This is a genomic window from Starkeya nomas (assembly GCF_902703545.1).
Taxonomy (GTDB): domain Bacteria; phylum Pseudomonadota; class Alphaproteobacteria; order Rhizobiales; family Xanthobacteraceae; genus Ancylobacter; species Ancylobacter moscoviensis.
The window spans coordinates 2,652,891-2,670,357 of the sequence record NZ_CACSAS010000001.1; the positions used below are offsets into that span (position 1 = coordinate 2,652,891).

At 66.8% G+C, this 17,467-nt stretch carries 16 protein-coding genes and 1 pseudogene; 9 read left to right on the forward strand and 8 right to left on the reverse strand.

Features of this window, described 5'->3' with window-relative positions:
- Nucleotides 1-2 precede the first annotated feature (2 nt).
- Both STARVERO_RS12795 and STARVERO_RS12800 read left to right on the forward strand, forming a co-directional pair.
- A complete protein-coding gene (locus tag STARVERO_RS12795) occupies nucleotides 3-935 on the forward strand; it encodes a glycoside hydrolase family 26 protein (protein WP_159599206.1) in 933 nt (310 codons plus the stop codon).
- Between the two features lie 55 nt (nucleotides 936-990).
- A complete protein-coding gene (locus tag STARVERO_RS12800; RefSeq protein ID WP_159599208.1) occupies nucleotides 991-1,512 on the forward strand; it encodes a DUF995 domain-containing protein in 522 nt (173 codons plus the stop codon).
- A 79-nt stretch (nucleotides 1,513-1,591) separates the two neighbouring features.
- Here STARVERO_RS12800 and STARVERO_RS12805 read toward each other — a convergent pair whose 3' ends face one another.
- The 4 genes from STARVERO_RS12805 to arcD form a co-directional block, all read right to left on the reverse strand.
- Complete coding sequence (locus STARVERO_RS12805; protein ID WP_144344575.1) at nucleotides 1,592-2,830, reverse strand: arginine deiminase; 1,239 nt, start codon at nucleotides 2,828-2,830, stop codon at nucleotides 1,592-1,594.
- Nucleotides 2,827-3,795, reverse strand: coding sequence for a carbamate kinase (gene arcC, locus STARVERO_RS12810; protein ID WP_159599210.1), 969 nt, complete (start codon nucleotides 3,793-3,795; stop codon nucleotides 2,827-2,829). The genes STARVERO_RS12805 and arcC overlap by 4 nt, the downstream gene beginning before the upstream one ends.
- Nucleotides 3,796-3,799: 4 nt before the next feature.
- Nucleotides 3,800-4,804: an ornithine carbamoyltransferase gene (locus STARVERO_RS12815; RefSeq protein ID WP_144344573.1), complete on the reverse strand. Its 1,005-nt coding sequence runs from the start codon at nucleotides 4,802-4,804 to the stop codon at nucleotides 3,800-3,802.
- A gap of 149 nt (nucleotides 4,805-4,953) precedes the next feature.
- Nucleotides 4,954-6,456, reverse strand: a complete 1,503-nt coding sequence (gene arcD / locus STARVERO_RS12820) for an arginine-ornithine antiporter (protein WP_144344572.1) — start codon at nucleotides 6,454-6,456, stop codon at nucleotides 4,954-4,956.
- A gap of 377 nt (nucleotides 6,457-6,833) precedes the next feature.
- Between arcD and ppk2 the strand changes: the two genes are divergently transcribed.
- The 4 genes from ppk2 to STARVERO_RS12840 are packed head-to-tail and all read left to right on the forward strand — an operon-like array spanning nucleotide 6,834 to nucleotide 9,904.
- Nucleotides 6,834-7,640 carry a polyphosphate kinase 2 gene (gene ppk2 / locus STARVERO_RS12825; protein WP_159599212.1) on the forward strand — a complete coding sequence of 269 codons (807 nt, stop codon included), beginning with the start codon at nucleotides 6,834-6,836 and terminating at the stop codon, nucleotides 7,638-7,640.
- Nucleotides 7,641-7,685: 45 nt separating this feature from the next.
- Nucleotides 7,686-8,186, forward strand: coding sequence for a hypothetical protein (locus tag STARVERO_RS12830; protein WP_144344570.1), 501 nt, complete (start codon nucleotides 7,686-7,688; stop codon nucleotides 8,184-8,186).
- Nucleotides 8,187-8,235: 49 nt separating this feature from the next.
- A complete protein-coding gene (locus STARVERO_RS12835; protein WP_144344569.1) occupies nucleotides 8,236-8,679 on the forward strand; it encodes a hypothetical protein in 444 nt (147 codons plus the stop codon).
- Nucleotides 8,672-9,904 (forward strand): HlyD family secretion protein, encoded by a 1,233-nt coding sequence (locus STARVERO_RS12840; protein ID WP_144344568.1) that lies wholly within the window; start codon nucleotides 8,672-8,674, stop codon nucleotides 9,902-9,904. Before STARVERO_RS12835 ends, STARVERO_RS12840 begins: the two co-directional genes overlap by 8 nt.
- Before the next feature lie 37 nt (nucleotides 9,905-9,941).
- On the opposite strand, the gene fabI is transcribed toward STARVERO_RS12840, so the two are convergent.
- From fabI to STARVERO_RS12855, 3 genes are all read right to left on the reverse strand, one after another.
- A complete protein-coding gene (gene fabI / locus STARVERO_RS12845) occupies nucleotides 9,942-10,727 on the reverse strand; it encodes an enoyl-ACP reductase FabI (RefSeq protein ID WP_159599214.1) in 786 nt (261 codons plus the stop codon).
- 42 nt (nucleotides 10,728-10,769) lie between these two features.
- Complete coding sequence (locus tag STARVERO_RS12850) at nucleotides 10,770-12,950, reverse strand: DUF3141 domain-containing protein (protein WP_244616759.1); 2,181 nt, start codon at nucleotides 12,948-12,950, stop codon at nucleotides 10,770-10,772.
- Nucleotides 12,951-13,081: 131 nt separating this feature from the next.
- Nucleotides 13,082-13,945, reverse strand: a complete 864-nt coding sequence (locus tag STARVERO_RS12855) for an AraC family transcriptional regulator (RefSeq protein WP_159599216.1) — start codon at nucleotides 13,943-13,945, stop codon at nucleotides 13,082-13,084.
- A 438-nt stretch (nucleotides 13,946-14,383) separates the two neighbouring features.
- Here STARVERO_RS12855 and STARVERO_RS12860 point away from each other — a divergent pair, with 438 nt between their 5' ends.
- The gene (locus STARVERO_RS12860) at nucleotides 14,384-14,884 is read left to right on the forward strand and encodes a hypothetical protein (protein ID WP_144344565.1); all 501 of its coding nucleotides are present in this window, start codon (nucleotides 14,384-14,386) and stop codon (nucleotides 14,882-14,884) included.
- A 117-nt stretch (nucleotides 14,885-15,001) separates the two neighbouring features.
- Nucleotides 15,002-16,336 carry an HdeD family acid-resistance protein gene (locus tag STARVERO_RS12865; protein ID WP_159599218.1) on the forward strand — a complete coding sequence of 445 codons (1,335 nt, stop codon included), beginning with the start codon at nucleotides 15,002-15,004 and terminating at the stop codon, nucleotides 16,334-16,336.
- Between the two features lie 24 nt (nucleotides 16,337-16,360).
- Here STARVERO_RS12865 and STARVERO_RS12870 read toward each other — a convergent pair.
- A pseudogene (locus STARVERO_RS12870) lies at nucleotides 16,361-16,672 on the reverse strand (cation transporter); the annotation flags it as partial.
- Nucleotides 16,673-16,759: 87 nt separating this feature from the next.
- Between STARVERO_RS12870 and STARVERO_RS12875 the strand changes: the two are divergent.
- Entirely contained in the window at nucleotides 16,760-17,428 is a 669-nt protein-coding gene (locus tag STARVERO_RS12875) for a GntR family transcriptional regulator (protein WP_159599220.1), read from the forward strand.
- Nucleotides 17,429-17,467: the final 39 nt, after the last annotated feature.

Genomic DNA, 17,467 nt, shown 5'->3' on the forward strand with positions numbered 1-17,467 from the left:
TGATGAAACGCGTTTCCAAGAAGACCTATCTCGCCGGACTGTCGGGCGCGGCACTTCTCGCCATGTCCGCAGCGCTGGTGGTGCCGGCTCTGACACAGCCGAACGCGCCGCGCCCCATGCCGCCACCCGCCGGCAAGGTGGCGTTCGGCGTCTACGATCCCGACGGCGTGTTCGCCGGTGATCCGAGCGTCCGCATCGAGCATGTCTATATCCCATGGCAGGATGCCGACCTCGCCTCGCTGACGCGGGCCGACACCTATGCCCGCCAGCATCGCCGCGACCTGCTGATCTCGGTGGAGCCGTGGTCCTGGTCGCCGGGCGCCAACGTTGCCGACGAGCAGTTGCTGCATGGCATCCTCGCCGGCGCCTATGACGCGCAGGCCAAGGCCATCTGTGCGGAATCCGCAAAGCTCCAGAGCCCGGTGACGATCCGCTGGGCGCACGAGATGGACCTGCGCAACGGCCGTTTCCCATGGTCGAGCTGGGCACCGGAAGACTATGTGGCGGCCTACCGGCATTTCGTGACGATCTGCCGCCAGCAGGCACCGCAGGCTCGCTTCATGTGGTCGCCGCGCGGCGAGGACGGTCTCGCCCCTTACTACCCGGGCGACCGCTATGTCGACCAGATCGGTCTCACCGTGCTCGACCTGCAGCAGTACGACATGGACCATTTCGGCCATGCGCGCAGCTTCTCCGAGGCGCTGCGGCCTGCCTATGACCGCGTGGCCGGCTTCGGCAAGCCCGTCGTGGTGGCCGAGCTCGGCTTCCATGGCGACACCGCCTTCAGCGAGCAGTGGCAGCAGGACATGCGCACAATCGGGGACGGATTCCCCCGCCTGACCGCCGTCGTCTACTTCAACGCCGTCGAGCCCTTCGCCTGGCCGGATCCCTATGGCCGGCCCGACTGGCGGATGCAGCGTGGCCTCGTGAACTGAGCCCGGCCGCGGCTCAGGCCGCGGCCCGTTCCCTTCCAACAGATGGACAACGACAATGACGAACTCGACACTCACATGCACGGCGGCCGCGGCCGCCCTTTCCGCCCTGCTGACGGCCGGCGCGCCGGCCGTCGCACAGGCCGGCGGCCTCCCGCAGCCCGTCAGCATGGTTCAGCCCCATGACCTCGCCGGGCTCTACGCGGGCAAGACCTGGATGTGGTCGGACGGCGCCGCCTATTTCGCGCCGAACCGCCGCTTCATCGCCTGGTCCGGCTCGGGCAAGGACGCGACCTACGCAGAGGGCGAATGGCGCGTGACGCCGCTGGGTCGCCTGTGCTTTTCGGCGATCTGGCGCAGCCGGGGGCCCTCGGGCCGCAACATCACCTGCTTCGGCCACCGCATGGCCGGCGGACAGGTGGTCTACCAGCAGCGCGAGCCCGGCGGCGACTGGTACGTGTTCAAGCACATGAAGCCGGCGAACGGCGACGAGTACTTCAAGTTCAAGGACGGGGATCAGGCGAGCGCCGGCGTCACCAAGGTGAAGCAGGAGCTCAAGGCGCTCAGCGCGCGCAGCTGAACCGGGCCCACGACCGCCAGGCCCGGGGCAGGCGGACGGGCGGGGAACGTTATGTGTCCCGCCCGTCCGTTCCTCCCGCTCAGAGCGGATCGCGCAGGATCGGACAGGTCATGCAGTGACCGCCGCCACGACCGCGCCCGAGCTCATCGCCCTCAATGGTGATGACCTCGATGCCGGCCTTGCGCAGCTTGGTATTGGTGTAGGAGTTGCGCTCGTAGCCGACGACGACACCCGGCGCGAGCGCGACGACGTTGTTACCGTCGTCCCACTGCTCACGCTCCTGCTCATAGGTATCGCCGCCCGTGGTGACGATGCGCAGATGCTGCAGGCCGAGCGCGTCGGCGGCGACGCCGGTGCCGTCCTCGGTGAGGAAGGGCCGGTTCTCGACGTGGTATTCGACATCCTCGCCATTGTCGCCGGGGCGCAGGCTGTAGCAGGTGATCTGCTGGCAGACCTCAAGGAAGATGTTGGCGACGTCGCGGTCGCACAGGGTGAACACCGTGTCGAGGTGCATCGCCGCGCGCGACTTGGGCATCTGGCAAGCCACGACCCGCGTCGCCGCCTCGCTGTCGAATAGCGCCCGCGCGAGCTGGCCGACCGCCTGCGGCGTGGTACGCTCGCCCATGCCGACAAAGACGACGCCGTTGCCCACCGGCATGACGTCGCCGCCTTCCAGTGTCGAGGGGCCGAAGTCCTCGTCCGGGTCGCCCCACCAGATCTTGAAGTCGCCGTGGCGGAACTCCGGGTGGAACTTGTAGATCGCGCTGACCAGAAGCGTCTCCGGCTTGCGCGCCGGCCAGTACATCGGGTTCACCGTCACCCCGTTGTAGACCCAACAAGAGTTGTCGCGGGTGAAGATGGTGTTGGGCAGCGGCGGGATCACGAAGTCACTGGGCCCGAGATAGCGGCCGAACATGCCGCGCGGCTCGAAGGGCAGCTCGAAGCGCGCAATGCCGCCGATGAGATGCTCGGCAAGCTTCGCCGCCGGCATCTCGTCGAGCCAGGAGCGCAGGTCCTTCAGCATGCCCGCCCCGACATGGTTGGCGGTGATGCGCCGGTCGAGCACCCATTCGCGGCCCTCCTTAGTCTCCAGCACCCGCGCCAGCAGGTCATGGAACTCCAGCACCTCGACGCCGAATTCGCGCATCTTGTTGCAGAAGTTGAAGTGCTCCTTCTGCGCCTCCTGCACCCACAACACGTCGTCGAACAGCAGTTCCCGGCAATTGCCCGGGGTCAGCCGCTTGTGGGCGAGACCCGGCCGGCAGACCATCACGGTCCGCAGGCGCCCCGCCTCGGAGTGCACACCGAACTGCCTCATGACGTTGCTCCTTGAACTTCCGCGTAGCGGATACCGTTTTCTTCCGCCGACACCGTGGTGCCGGCACGGCCGGCGATGATGTCGGCAAGGTCCTTCAGCGCGCCGATGCACGCCCTCTTGCCGGTCGCCTTGGCGAAGCGGCAGGCCGCCTCGACCTTCGGCCCCATCGAGCCGGCAGGGAAGGACAATGCGGCGAGCGCCTCGGGCGAGGCGCTGCGGATGGCACGCTGGTTGGGCGTGCCCCAGTCGACATAGACCGCGTCCACATCGGTGAGGATGGCGAGCAGGTCGGCGCCGAGTTCACGCGCCAGCAGCTCCGTGGCGAGGTCCTTGTCGATGACGCACTCGACGCCGACGAGGCGCCGTCGCCCGCCCGGCTGCTCGCCGGCCTCGTACATGGTCGGAATGCCGCCGCCGCCGGCGGCGATGACGACCGTGTTCTGGTCGAGAAGCCAGCGGATCGGCCGCAACTCGAAGATGCGCCGGGGCACGGGCGAGGCGACGACGCGACGCCAGCTGTCCCCATCCGCCTTGAAGATCCATCCCTTTTCCGCGCCGAGCCGATCCGCCTCCTCCTTGGGATAGATCGGCCCGACAAACTTGGTCGGGTTGCCGAAGGCCGGATCGTCGGGATCGACCTCCACCATGGTGAGCAGCGTGGCGAGCGGACGTTCGAGCGGCAGCAGGTTTCCCAGCTCCTGCTCGATCATGTAGCCGATCATGCCTTCCGTCTGCGCGCCGAGCACGTCGAACGGATAGGTCTCGACCTTGCCGTAGGCCGCGCCCTGCAGGGCGAGCAAACCAACCTGCGGGCCGTTGCCGTGCCCGACCACCAGCCGGTGCTCCATGGCAATGGGCGCTAGCGAACGGGCGGCGATGGCGACGTTCTCGCGCTGGTTCTCCGCCGTGAGCGCCTGCCCACGACGCAGCAGCGCATTGCCGCCGAGAGCGGTGACGATGAGCATGGCGTCAGTCCCCGAGCGTGGCGACCAGCAGTGCCTTGATGGTGTGCAGGCGGTTCTCCGCCTGCTCGAAGGCGATATTCGCCTCGCTCTCGAACACTTCGTTCGAAACCTCCAGCCCGTCGGTGATGCCGAACTTGTCGGCAATGTCCTTGCCGACCGTGGTCTCGGTATCGTGGAACGCCGGCAGGCAGTGCATGAACTTCACGCGCGGGTTGCCGCTCGCCTTCATCAGCGCAGCGTTCACCTGGAAAGGCTTCAGCAGCTCGATACGCTCGGCCCACACCTCCTTGGGCTCGCCCATCGACACCCAGACGTCGGTGTGGATGAAGTCGACCCCCTTCACCGCGACCTGCGGATCGTCGGTGATGGTGAGCTTGGCGCCGTATCTCTTCTCGAGATCGCGGGCGATCGAGACGAACTCGTCCGACGGCCACAGCTTCTTCGGGCCGGCGATGCGCACATCCATGCCCATCAGGCAGCCGGCGATCATCAGCGAGTGGCCCATGTTGGAGCGCGTGTCGCCGACATAGGCGTATTTGATCTCATGGGCGGGACGGTCCGAATGCTCGCGCATGGTCATCACGTCGGCGAGCATCTGGGTCGGGTGGTACTCGTCGGTCAGGCCATTATAGACCGGCACGCCGGCATACTTGGCGAGCTGTTCGACACCGTGCTGGGAGGCCCCGCGATACTCGATGGCGTCGAACATGCGCCCCAGCACCCGCGCCGTGTCCTTGAAGGATTCCTTGTGGCCGATCTGCGAGCCGGCCGGGTCGAGATAGGTCACATGCGCGCCTTGGTCGTGACAGGCAACCTCGAAGGCACAGCGCGTACGCGTGCTGGTCTTCTCGAAAATGAGGACGATCTCCCGCCCCTTCAGGTGCGGCTCCTCGGTCCGGGAATACTTCGCCCGCTTCAAATCGCGGGCGAGATCGAGCAGGTACTGGAATTCGCGCTGCGTGTAGTCCTGGACGGTGAGCAGGGAACGGTTGCGGAGATTGAAGGACATGGAACGCCTCCTCGGGGACGGATTTTGTGAATTGGCGCGGCCGTCGGTTCGCCGCGCAGCCGCGATGGCGACCGCGAACCCGCCATCCGCCAGGGAATACCCCGCGAGGCAAGTATCGCCCCGCGGGATCGGTTCCATCCGGGTAGCCCTCAGAGCGGGCTGATGACTCCGGTAGCGATGAGGTAGGCCGAGAGGCCCGCCAGGGCCAGCATGCCAAGTGCGAAGAGCAGGTCGATCCCCGTATAGGGACGTGCCCCGCGCTCGCGGCAGGCAATCGCGTAGATGACGAGGCCGGGCGCGAAGAGCAACGTCGCCATCAGCAGATACTGGAGCCCCGCCGCGTAAACCAGCCACAGGCCGTAGAGCGTCGCGACCAGCCCCACGATCAGGTCGCGCCGGCGACGTCCCTCCTCGCCGCTCTTGTAGGTCTCTCCCGTCAGCGCGAGCTTGAGCGCGTAGCCACCGGAGAACACATAGGGCGGCAGGATCGCCACCGAGGCGATGAAGTAGAAGAAGTTGTAGGCATCCTTGGAGAAATAGGTCAGCACTAGGAAGGCCTGCACGCACAGGTTCGTCACCCAGAGTGAGTTGACCGGCGTGCCGCGGCTGTTCTCGGCCGAGAACCAGCGCGGGAAGGTGCCGTCCTTGCCGCAGGTGTAGGGGATTTCAGCGCTTAGCAGCGTCCAGCTCAGGAAGGCGCCGCCGACCGAGATGATCAAGCCGAGATTGATCAGCCCCGCACCCCACGGCCCGACGACATACTCCAGCACGCCCGCCATCGAGGGCACCTTCTGCCCGGCAAGCTCCGGCTGAGCCATAATGCCGACCGAGAGCAGCGAGACGAGGACGTAAATCGCCAGCGCCCCGATGAAGCCAATCACCGTGGCGCGCCCGACATCGGAGCGCTTGGCGGCGCGGGCGGAATAGACGCTCGCGCCCTCGATGCCGATGAACACCCACAGCGTGACCAGCATGGTGCTTTTCACCTGATCGAGCAGGCTGCCAAGCCCCGCGCCTCCTTCGCCCATGCCCGCACCCATGTTGCGGAAGGCGGCGAGGAACAGGTCGAAGTTGAAGGCGACGATGGCGACCATGATGAACACCAGGATCGGCACCAGCTTGGCCACGGTGGTGATGGCGTTGACGAAGGCTGCCTCCTTCACCCCCTTTAGGATCAGCCCGTGGATACCCCACAGCGCCAGCGAGGCGCCGACGATGGAGATTACATTGTTGCCGTCGCCGAAGATGGGCGCGAAATAGGACAGCGCCGAGAAGATGGCCACCGCATAGGCCACGTTGCCGAGGAAGGCGCTGATCCAGTAACCCCACGCGCTGTTGAAGCCGACGAAGTCGCCGAAACCCGCCTTGGCGTAGGCGTAGGGCCCGTTGTCGAGGTTCGGCTTGCGCAGCGACAGGCCCTGATAGACGAAGGCCAGCATCAGCATGCCGATGCCCGTGATGACCCAGCCGAGGACGATGGCCAGCGGGGAGGCGCCGCGCGACATATCGCTTGGCAGGTTGAAGACGCCACCGCCGATCATCGAGCCGACGACAAGGGCGATCAGGGGCAGCAGCGTCAGCTTTCCGGCCTCTGGCCGTGCGGGCGCGGAGGCCCGGTCGACGGCTGGCTGGTGAGCGAAAGTGTCGGCCATCTTGGTGTGCTCCTCCGCGGAAGATACTCTTTCGGCATCATGGCGCCCGGTCCCGCGCAAGGCGCTGACGTCCCGGGTCGAGGTCCCGGCGGAACCGTTCCAACGGCACCGCCAGAGTATTCGCAGCAGGCTACCGCGCTAAGGCATCCCGCACCGTATGTTCTTGAGCCATATCAACGATATGGACATAAGCCTCGATCAGTATCAATGTATATACGTGGTGGGACGGATCGCTTTTGTGGGCGATGGCTGGAAGCAGCAGTCATTGACAGGAAAACGGAAGCTTATTCGGTAAACAATATTGACTGACCCTCCGGCAACTCACGGCGTCGGCGGGGTTGCGTGCGCGTTCTCGATCGACTGGAAGACTGTGTGACATGACCAAGACGGCCAAGGACGACAACAGCGGCAAGAAGCTGTCCCGCAAGGTCTACGATCAGGAACTGAAGCGCCTCCACGGCGAACTGGTCGGCCTGCAGGAATGGGTGCGCGCCACCGGCGCCAAGATCTGCATCATCTTCGAAGGGCGCGACGGCGCGGGCAAGGGCGGTGCCATCAAAGCGATCACCGAGCGCGTCAGCCCGCGCGTGTTCCGCGTCGTCGCCCTGCCCGCGCCCACCGACCGCGAGAAGTCGCAGATGTATGCCCAGCGCTACCTGCCTCACCTGCCGGCGGCGGGCGAAATCGTGATCTTCGACCGCAGCTGGTACAACCGCGCCGGCGTCGAGCGCGTCATGGGCTTCTGCACCGAGGAACAAGCGGACAAGTTCCTGTCGAGCATCTCCGACGTGGAGAAGGCCATCATCGAATCCGGCATCCTGCTGCTGAAATACTGGCTGGAGGTCAGCCCCGAGGAGCAGACCCGCCGCATCGAGGGCCGCATCCACGACCCGCGCAAGATCTGGAAGCTCTCGCCGATGGACCTGAAGTCCTACGGACGCTGGTATGACTATTCGCGAGCGCGCGACATGATGTTCGCCGCCTCCGATTCGGCCTGGGCTCCCTGGTACGTCGTCGATTCCAACGACAAGAAGCGCGCCCGGCTGAACGTCATCCGGCATTTGTTGTCCAAGGTGCCCTACGCGGCCCCGCACCGCGAGAAGGTCACACTGCCGAAACGACAGAAGGCGAAAGATTACGTCGAGCCGGAAGACATCCGGCACCACGTGCCCGCAGCCTTTTGACAGATACCACGACGCACATCCGCCAGAGCGAGACGGAGCACCATAATGAGCGATATCGGCACCAAACCTCCCGGCAAGGAACACGAACTCGGCGACGAGAGCTTCATGTCGGCCGCCGACCTGCGCGGCTATATGGACAAGATCGCAGCCGCACACGCCGAGGAGGCGGTTGAGGCGATCGACCGCGCCCGTCACGCCAAGGAAGAGCTGGCGAAGACGCTCGCCGAGCCGATCGCCCTGACGCCGGAGCGGCTCCACGCAATCACCCAGAATCTCCTCGTCAAGCTGCGTTCAGCCGCCGAGCGCGGCGAGAACGAGATCATGGTGATGCGCTTCCCCAACGAGCTGTGCACCGACCATGGGCGGGCGATCAACAACACTGAGGAAGGCTGGCCGGAGACTCTGACCGGCCGCCCGCGGCAGGCCTACGAGCTGTGGCGCGACCACCTCAAGGCCGCCGGCTACGGCCTCGCCGCGATGGTCATCGAATGGCCGAACGGGATGCCGGGGGATATCGGCCTGTTCCTCACCTGGGGAAAGAGGTAGATCGCGACAACGCCGAACTCCGACGCAACACCCCTTTCGGAGAGTGGGCATGACACCCGCGCCTCACCCGGCCGCCACCGGGCACCTGCCGTTCTTCATCACCGCTCCGGGCGCGACCGACATCCTGATGATCGTGGCGGCGGTGACGCTCATCGTGTCGGTGCTATTCGCGGGCGTCCTTTTCCTGCATCTGCATTCGCTCCCCGAGCGGATGGCGCATCGCGGGCAGAAGCTGCAGTTCGAGATCGTGGCGGTGCTCTGCCTGCTGGCACTGTTCACCCATACGCACATCTTCTGGGTGGCGGCGCTGCTGCTCGCCTTCGTCGACCTGCCCGATTTCGGCACGCCGCTGAATCGCATCGCCCGCGCGGCCGAGGCGGTCGCCGGGCTCCCCCCGCCTCCCCCAAAGCCGGAGGACGCCGCCCCGCCGGCGGACGCTCACGGTCCCCACGCGACGCAGGGGCATGAAACGGAGGGCCGGCAGCATGCTTGAGCTCATGCTGTGCTCCCTGCTCACCATCCTGCCGGACTACCTCTACCGGCGCTATGCACAGGGCAAGCGCATCGGCCGGGAGATCACGCTCTACTCGGTCTGGTTCGAGCTGCGCTGGGGCATCACCGCCTGCCTGATGCTGACGGTCGCGCTGATCACCATCATCTTTTACAATCACCCCTCGTCGAGCAACGTCGCCGCCTATTTCCGTACGGTGCCGATCGTCCCCGAGACCATCGGCCGGGTGGCGGAGATCTATGTCGGCGTCAGCGACAACGTCGAGCAGGGCGAGCCGATCTTCCGTCTCGACGATTCCTCCCAGAAGGCCGCGGTGGAAACCGCCCGCCGGCGCATCTCCGAGACGGACGCGGCGATCGTCGTCGCCCGGACGGATGTCGCCATCGCGGACGGGCAAATCACCCAGGCAGAGGAAGCCCTGCAGCAGGCACTCGACGAGTTACGGACCAAATCCGAGCTGAACACCCGCAACGCGGACGTCGTGACCCGCCGTGAGCTGGAGCGTCTGCAACGGGTGGTCGACGGGCGCGAAGGCGCCCTCAATGCTGCACTCGCCACCCGGGAGGGGGCCACGCTGCGCCTCGAAACCCTGCTGCCGGCGCAGAAGGCGAGCGCCGAGGCGGCCTTGTCCGAGGCCGAGGTGCAACTGGGCAAGACGGTGATCCGCGCCGGTGTCTCCGGTCGGGTCGAGCAGTTCGCGCTGCGCGTCGGCGATCTCGTCAATCCGCTGATGCGGCCCGCCGGCGTGCTGATTCCGGCAGGAGCGGGCCGCGAGCGGCTGATCGCCGGCTTCGGCCAGATCGAGGCGCAGATCATGCGGCCCGGCATGCTCGCCGAAGCGACCTGCCTTTCCCAGCCTTTCGCCATCATCCCCATGGTGGTGACGAGCGTGCAGGACTATATCGCCGCCGGCCAGTTCCGCGCCAGCGAGCAGCTGCTGGACATGCAGGCGGTGACGCCGGGCACCATTACGGTCTTCCTCGAACCGCTTTATGAAGGCGGGCTCGATGCCGTCCCGCCGGGGTCGAGTTGCGTCGCCAACGCCTATTCGAGCAATCACGACCGCCTTGCCTCCGGCGAGGTCGGTGGCCTGCACGCGGTCTATCTGCACATCGTCGACACGGTGGCACTGGTCCACGCGCTGCTGCTGCGCATTCAGGCGCTGATCCTGCCGATCCAGACGCTGGTCTTCGGCGGCGGGCACTGACGGAAAGGACGGGGCGGTCCACGCCCGCCCCGTCCTCTCAATCCATGATGTGGTAGCCGCCGTCGATATAGAGCACCTGCCCGGTCATCAGGCGTGTCGCATCGTGGGCGAGGATGGCGGTGGCGACGCCCACATCGTCGATCGTCACCAGTTCGCGCGCCGGCGCCTTGCGCTTGGCCTTTTCGAGCAGCGTGTCGAACTCCGGGATGCCGGAGGCCGCGCGCGTCGCCAGCGGCCCCGGCGAGATGGCGTGGACACGGATGCGCTTGGGGCCCAGCTCCGCCGCCATGTAACGCACGGCGCTCTCCAGCGCCGCCTTGGCCACGCCCATGATGTTGTAGTTCTCGATGACCTTCTCCGAGCCGTAATAGGTCATGGTGAAGAGGCTGCCGCCGTTCTTCATCAAGGGCTCGGCCAGATGCGCCATGCGGATGAACGACCAGCAGGAAATCTCCATGGTCTTCAGGAAGCCGGCGAGCGGCGCGTCGGTGACCCGTCCCGCCAGCGTGTCGCGCGGGGCGAAGGCGATGGAGTGCACCACGAAGTCGAGTTCGCCCCAGGTCTCGCCGATGCGCTCGAACACGGCCTCCATCTGCCCCGGCACGGTGGCGTCGAGCGGCATGAAGATCGGCGCCTCCAGCTCGCGCGCCAGCGGCTCGACATGGGGCTTCGCCTTGTCGTTCAGATAGGTGACGGCAACCTCCGCCCCGAAGCCCCGGAACGCCCGGGCGCATCCCCACGCGATGGACTGGTCGTTGGCGATACCGACGACGAGGCCCTTCTTGCCCTCGAGCAGCTTCATCTTGACCGCCGGGATGGACATCCAGCCTCCAGATCAGGTGAGAATCGGGTCGGGCGCCGCGCTTCAGTCTTTCTTGCTCGCCAGCTTGAGCGCAGGCTTGCGAACGGCCTGCTCCGGCCCGGTGGCAAGCCCGAACAGAGTGCGGATCTCCTCCAGCCGCTCGCCGGCCTCTCCGGTCACCGGGCCGCGCGCCGACAGCACCTCGGCGAGCACCGCGAAGGCCGCCTCGCGCTCGCCCGGCTCCGCCGGCAACAGGCCGGGAATGGCCTGCAACGCCGCCGCGGGGTCGATCAGCAGCATGAAGTACTGCTCTCGGACCATCGCCTTGAATTCCTCGAGGGTGCACTGGCGCGCCCGCTCATGCTCAGCCCGCAGCCGGCGCACGGCCTCGAAGCCGCGCTCGTCAGCGCTGTTGCGGGCGAGGCCGATGTAAACCAGCGCACGCGTCACCGCCTCCAGCAGGCCGCCGCGGCCGACATCCTCGCGCAGCTCGCGGATACGCCGACGGATCAGCTCGCGGTGCAGCTCATTCTTCGCCGCGCTGCGCGGGCGCCTGTCGGCGGTGCGGTCGATGCCCACCGCCGCCTGCAGCAGTGGCGAGCCGTAGATCGCGCGAAAGGCCAGCTCGCTCTGGTGCTCGACGGTCTGGCGCCAGGCATCGAGGGTTTCGACGATCTGACGCGAGACCTGCTCCTGCGCCTTGATGAAGGGATTGTCGGGCGAGACCGGCTGGCGTTCCTCGCGCACCTTCTCCGCCGCCTCGCCCACCCAGGAGAGGAAGGGGTTGCGGGAGCCGAACAGCTCATATTGCAGGCGAAGCGGATGCAGCTTGCGGAAAGCTTCCGCCATCGCCGGGTTGACGCCCGCGCGCACGAAGGGCTGCACCAGCGCCCGGTAGAGCGAGAGATTGGTCTCGGAGACGCGCGCGGCGGCGGCGAACTGGCGCTCGTCATCGAGATCGTTGCCGCCGAGCGCCCGGATATCGTCGAGGTCACGCGCCTCGCAGCGCATGATCCAGTCGCCGGTGATCAGCTCGGGATCGGCCTCGGACCCGGTCTTCGGCTCGAAGATCGCCTCGTAGAGGCCGGGCGGAAGCACATCGATGAAATCGATGTTGGAAGCGAACTCCTCGTGCTCCTTCCGCGCCACGCTGCCGGAGACGAAGATGCCGAGATGACCGATCTTGTCGTGCACGGAATAGACGATGGTCTGGCCGTAGGAGCGGATCTCGTCGACGCTGTCATAGAGGTCGAGGATCCAGTCCAGCGCCTGCTGCGGCGGGGTGATGTTGTCGCCCTGCGAGCAGAACACCACGATCGGCGAGCGGATGTTGCGCAGGTCGATCGCCGTGCCGTCGGAGGTGCGGATGTCGCCGCAGGCAAGGTGATTGCCGACGAACAGCTCGTCGACGATGAACTGGATTTCCTCTGCGTTCAGCGTCACATGACCGCCCCACCACTTCTCGAAACCGAGATAGCGGTCCACCTCGGTGTCGATCTTCGAATAGAGGTTGTACTGCTTGGTCCAGAGCGTGTTGGCGGGGTTCTGGTTCTCGAAGTTCTGCACCAGCCAGGCGCCGTCGAACACGCCGGCGCCGAGGTCGCTGGTCAGCGCGGTCAGCCAGGTGCCGCCGAGCAGGCCGCCGGAATAGCGCATCGGGTTGCGCCCCTTCACGCCGGCCCAGTAGGAGAGCGGCGCGCCGGCGATGATGATCGGGCCGAACAGATCCGGCCGCACCGCCGCCAGCATCATCACCGCCCACCCGGCCTGGCAGTTGCCGATCACGCAGGGCTTGCCCTCCGCCTGCGGGTGGCGGGCGATGATCGTCTCCAGGAAGTGCGCCTCGGCGCGGGAGATATCCTCGATCGTCTGGCCGGGCACCGGATCTGGCAGGAAACCGACGAAATAACAGGGATGGCCGGCCTTCATGGCGACGCCGATCTCACTGTCGGCCTTGAAGCCGCCGATGCCGGGGCCATGCCCCGCGCGCGGGTCGACGATCATGAAGGGCCGCTTGCGCTCGTCGACGGAGGTGCCCGCCGGCGGCACGATGCGCATCAGCACATAGTTCACCGCGCGCGGCAGTTCCCGCCCGTCGCTGATCAGTTCGGCGGCATAGTCGAGCACGTTGGGCAGCGGCTCGGCCAGATGGGCCTCGTACTGCAGCCCGCGTCGGCGCAGCGTGTCGAGGAACAGCGTCCAGCGCTGGCCCGCGTCCACCGCATAGGCAGCGGCATCCGCCATCAGCCCGGCACCTGTCACAGCCTCACCTCGGACGTCCATGGCTCCACCTCCAGGTTTCCGACAGCATACGATGCCCGGCCATTACAATCGATGCATGACGCTCCCGGCTTGACGCCTGTCAAAGGGAGGCCTCATCCCCGCCGCACCTCGCGGCGCAGATCTGTCGGCGTGATCCCCCGCAACCGCTTCAGCGTCGCCGTCATGTGGCTGTTGCTGGAGAATCCGGCAGATCGGGCCACCATGTCCAGCGGCGTGTCGGTCGTCCTTACCAGCCGCTCGACGAAGGTCAGACGCTGGGCGACGAGGTACTGGTGCGGCGTCTGGCCGGTGGTCCGGCGGAAGGCCCGCAGGAAATGGCTCGGCGACAGGTTCGCCACGTCGGCGAGCTGCGCGATGGAGAGCCGCCCGGACAGGTTGTCCTGGATGTAATCGCTGACGCTGCGCCACGCCCTCGGCGACAGCCCGCCGCTCATCAATGGATCCGACTGCTCGCGCAGGGAGGAATAGTTGCGGAGCAGATGGGTCGCGAAGAGCGTGATGAGCCCGTCGAAGCAGAGCTCGTTGATCTCGGATCCACGCTGAAACTCTTCCCGCATCAGATTCGTGAATACCAACGCCTTCCGGTCGATGAGGCCGACCTTCGGCGGCTGGAGCTCGAAGCTGTCCTTGCCGAACTCCATGCCCGCCAGCCGGGAGAGACGTCTCTCATCGATAGCGACCAGCATGTTCTCCTTGTCTACCGTCCAGCGCGCGAACACCTCGGCCCCCGCCGGCACGATCTCGATGGCGCCGATCGGAGCGAGCCCGACGGTCTTGCGGTCGCTGTTCAGCGCCACTTCGCGGTTCGGCTGCGGCGAGAGCATCACCAGCGCCAGATTGGCGGGCGCCGTGAAGCTGATCTCGTTCGGTCCCGTCCGCGTCTGGGTTGCCTCACCGCTTTCCGCCCTGACTTTCGGACCCCAGGCATTCGGAACCGCTCGCAACAGGCCAGACAAGGGAACTCCCGATCGATTGAATGACGGAGGAGAATGGCGACACCACCGCCGTTCAATCAATCGACGTCGAAGGACACCGGCGCAACCCACCCCATACGGCCCCCGATGGAGGACTCGGACGCGCGCGCGCCATATATGGCAGGCGTTTGTGATGGCTGGAGGCGATATGTCAGAAGGCGACGCGCTATCGGAATAGCGCTCTATTCTGGTCATTTCGGACCGTCCGGTCGTGAAACGCCCCATTCGGTCGGGCAAGAAGCGTCCCGATCCGATGCCTTGCCATGGAGCCATGCTCCAGGGCGGGAAGGTGCCCGTCGTGATCCGCCGGTGGTACGGGCATGACCGCGTCCCCGGTCGCCGACCGCGGCCCGTCCGCCGCGTCGATCGCTCCACGACCGGGCGTATCGGTACGCGCTGGAAGCGACGAAGGAGATGCTCATGGAGACGCCCCGCTGCCGGCCTGCCGGCGCCGCCCTGCTCGCTCTCGGCCTGGCCGTTCTGGCGGCACCGGCCGCCGCTCAGGAGGACACCGGCTTCGAGGTGAACATCGTCCTGTCGGCGAAAGCCGCCGCGACGCTGGCCGCCCGGCACGAAGCGATGGTGATCATGGTCGATTATTACGGCTGGCCGAAGAAAGGCTCGCAGAAGCACGCCGACGAGATGGGCCAGATCGGCTTCGGCCCGAGCCGGGACATCCCCATTCCCGGTATTGCGGGCCGGTATGCCGTTCCCGCCGTCCGGCTCGATCCGCAGCACCTCGGCTGGCTGGAAGGCCCCGTGCAGGTCAACGTCAACATCGCCTCGGCGCGCAAGAGCAGCGACGACAACCTGCTCGATTGCGACATCATCGACGGCCCGCTCGCCGAGGCGAGGCAGGCTCCAAAGACGCTCGCCTGCAAGCTGATCGGCGAGGCTACCGGCACGCCGGCCAAGCCCTAGCCGCAGACCGCCTCCACCAAAAGCCCGCCATCGGCGACGCGTCGATCGCCGCCACCGATCCGTCCGGTCGTGGTAACAGGGCGGCGCCCCCTCCGGGCCGCTCGTGAGGAATCATCGATGATCCGTCTTGCCTTCCTGCTCCTCGGAGGAGATGCGCTACGCCCTCAGTGGCGCCTCCTCGCGATCGTAGGTGCCATCACCTGCCTGCTCGGCCTGCTGATGCTGGCCGATCTGAGCGACGGCAAGCTGAGCGTCGTCACCGATACGCTGGGCATCCTCCTCGCCCTGCACGGGCTGGTGGAGCTCGCCGCCGCCATGCTGCTCGGAGTGCGTACTCATCTGCGAGCGGTGGCGCGGGGCCTCGCCTTCCTCATCGCCGGCTTCCTGGTCGCCGACATTCCCTGGGACAACAATATCGGCAGTGCCACGTTGTTCGGAGCTGCCTTCGCCATCGACGGCGTTCTGCGCATCGCCTCCGCCGCCGTCGTGCGCAATCCGCGCTGGCGGCAGGGACTGGCCGCGGGCCTCGTCGAGATCACCCTGGCCATCGTGATTCTCGCCGGGCACCCCCTGCCCCACCGCCTGACCGTACCCTTCTGCCTCGCGCTACTGCTGCTGAGCTCGGGCTACACGCTGTTTCAGCTCGCCATGCAGTTGCGCGCCCTCGGCCCGGGCCGCTCCGTAACATCGCTGCCCTTCTACGCTTCCCGCAACTGGCATGGCGGCGGGGGCCACGGCTATGAGAACAGGGGGGCCGGCGCGGAGTTTCCGGGACAGACGCTGATGCTTCACGTATGGACCGCCACCGGCTCGGCCGACGGAGGCCACGGCCCCATCGTGGTGCGCCGCTACGTCGCCGCGGTAGACCGCCACGGCGTAGTGTCGACCGGCCATGCAGCGCTCGAACTGCCGCCCGATCTCTATGTGAGCCACTATCCGGCGGTCGAGATCGATCGCGACAGCGACGACTTCCGCCACCTGCTGGATTCCCGCACGCAGAACGATGTCGCCGGGCGCTTCCAGCCTTCCTATGCGGAAGAAGTCGCGGGCTGGTGCCCCGCAGATCAAACCGTCACCTTCACCCGCTTCAACCCCGCCGCGCTGCGCGCCTTCTGGCGGGAATATTCGCAGGACACGACCTACAATCTCACGGCGCGCAACTGTTCGTCGTCGTCCATTCTCGCGCTCGATGCGGCGATGGAGGGCGTTCTCCGGGATGGCAAGCCCCTGCGCCGCCTGCTGAAGCTGCTCGTCGACCCGCATTTCTGGCTGCTGCGCCTGGTGCGCGGGCGCGCCGAGCTGATGACGTGGACGCCGGGCCTCGCGCTCGACTATGCGCGCTTCCTCCACGAGGTGACCGAGCGTGGCGACCGGCGCTGGCGCCAGCGCCTTCAGGACGCCTGGCGCGAGCGTCACATCGCGGCGCGGGCCCGCATCGGCGAGCGGGCGTGAAGCGCCGGCCCGTTCGTCGGCCGCTCAGTCCGCCCATTCCGGATCGGTGGTGAAGACGATGGTCATCCACCGGTCGGGACTGTCCCTGCCGATCAGCGCGCCGATCTCGTCGCGGATCGCGTCCCATTCCTCCAGCCGCCGCGCCGGCCATGCGGCCGGAACGATGAAACAGAGCTCGATCTGCCGGCCGCGACCGACGCGCGCGATATGGGCCCGGTAGGACACGAAGCCGTGCCGCTGGACGATGGTCCCGGCCACGTCGTCGACATGCTGTTTGAGATCGGCCGGTGTCACCAGAAGAATGTCGGCCAGCGCCCGCCGCACGGTGGCGACCGGCTTCCACGTTCGCTGCGGCAACAGGCGCGCGGCGGTGCGAGGGGGCGCCGCATCGACAATCACCCCGGCGCAAATTATCTATAAAACATGAGCGCACGATCGGAAGAGACACTGGCGGCCCGCATCAGCCGCACCCTCGCGGAACGGATCATCGCCGGGCAGATCGAGCCCGGCGCCCGGCTTCGGCAGGATCATATCGCCGAGGAATTCGGTGCCAGCCATGTTCCGGTCCGCGAGGCATTTCGCCGTCTGGAGGCGCAAGGACTGGCGGTCAGCGAGCCGCGCCGCGGTGTGCGCGTCGCGTCCTTCGAGCTGGCCGAAGTGAAGGAGGTCGCGCAGATGCGCGCCGCCCTTGAGGTGCTCGCCCTTCGGCATGCCGCGCCTAACCTCACTGCCGCCATTCTCGACGCCGCCGAGGACGCCACGCATGCTGGCGACGCCTCGCGGGATGTACGCTCGTGGGAGGAAGCCAACCGGCGCTTTCACCGCCTGATCCTTGAACCCTGCGGCATGCCCCGCCTGCTCGCCGCCATCGATGACCTGCATGCCGCCAGTGCGCGTTTCCTCTTCGCCGCCTGGCGCTCGGACTGGGAGGCGCGCACCGACCACGATCACCGCGCCATCCTCGCCTATCTGCGCAAGGGCGACATCGAGTCCGCCTGTGCGACCCTTGCCCGGCATGTCGGCTGGATCGGGCAGCGTCCGGTTTCCAGCTCCGGCGGCACGCCGCGCAGCGCCTTCGCCATTGTCGGCTGATTATTATCTATAAATAGCATTGCGTCCCGGCGACTCCTG

Coding starts and splice junctions, on each gene's coding strand:
- STARVERO_RS12795 (WP_159599206.1), top strand. CDS start 3: ATGAAACGCGTTTCCAAGAAGACCTATCTCGCCGGACTGTCGGGCGCG.
- STARVERO_RS12800 (WP_159599208.1), top strand. CDS start 991: ATGACGAACTCGACACTCACATGCACGGCGGCCGCGGCCGCCCTTTCC.
- STARVERO_RS12805 (WP_144344575.1), bottom strand. CDS start 2,830: ATGAGGCAGTTCGGTGTGCACTCCGAGGCGGGGCGCCTGCGGACCGTG.
- arcC (WP_159599210.1), bottom strand. CDS start 3,795: ATGCTCATCGTCACCGCTCTCGGCGGCAATGCGCTGCTGCGTCGTGGG.
- STARVERO_RS12815 (WP_144344573.1), bottom strand. CDS start 4,804: ATGTCCTTCAATCTCCGCAACCGTTCCCTGCTCACCGTCCAGGACTAC.
- arcD (WP_144344572.1), bottom strand. CDS start 6,456: ATGGCCGACACTTTCGCTCACCAGCCAGCCGTCGACCGGGCCTCCGCG.
- ppk2 (WP_159599212.1), top strand. CDS start 6,834: ATGACCAAGACGGCCAAGGACGACAACAGCGGCAAGAAGCTGTCCCGC.
- STARVERO_RS12830 (WP_144344570.1), top strand. CDS start 7,686: ATGAGCGATATCGGCACCAAACCTCCCGGCAAGGAACACGAACTCGGC.
- STARVERO_RS12835 (WP_144344569.1), top strand. CDS start 8,236: ATGACACCCGCGCCTCACCCGGCCGCCACCGGGCACCTGCCGTTCTTC.
- STARVERO_RS12840 (WP_144344568.1), top strand. CDS start 8,672: ATGCTTGAGCTCATGCTGTGCTCCCTGCTCACCATCCTGCCGGACTAC.
- fabI (WP_159599214.1), bottom strand. CDS start 10,727: ATGTCCATCCCGGCGGTCAAGATGAAGCTGCTCGAGGGCAAGAAGGGC.
- STARVERO_RS12850 (WP_244616759.1), bottom strand. CDS start 12,950: ATGGCGGATGCCGCTGCCTATGCGGTGGACGCGGGCCAGCGCTGGACG.
- STARVERO_RS12860 (WP_144344565.1), top strand. CDS start 14,384: ATGGAGACGCCCCGCTGCCGGCCTGCCGGCGCCGCCCTGCTCGCTCTC.
- STARVERO_RS12865 (WP_159599218.1), top strand. CDS start 15,002: ATGATCCGTCTTGCCTTCCTGCTCCTCGGAGGAGATGCGCTACGCCCT.
- STARVERO_RS12875 (WP_159599220.1), top strand. CDS start 16,760: ATGAGCGCACGATCGGAAGAGACACTGGCGGCCCGCATCAGCCGCACC.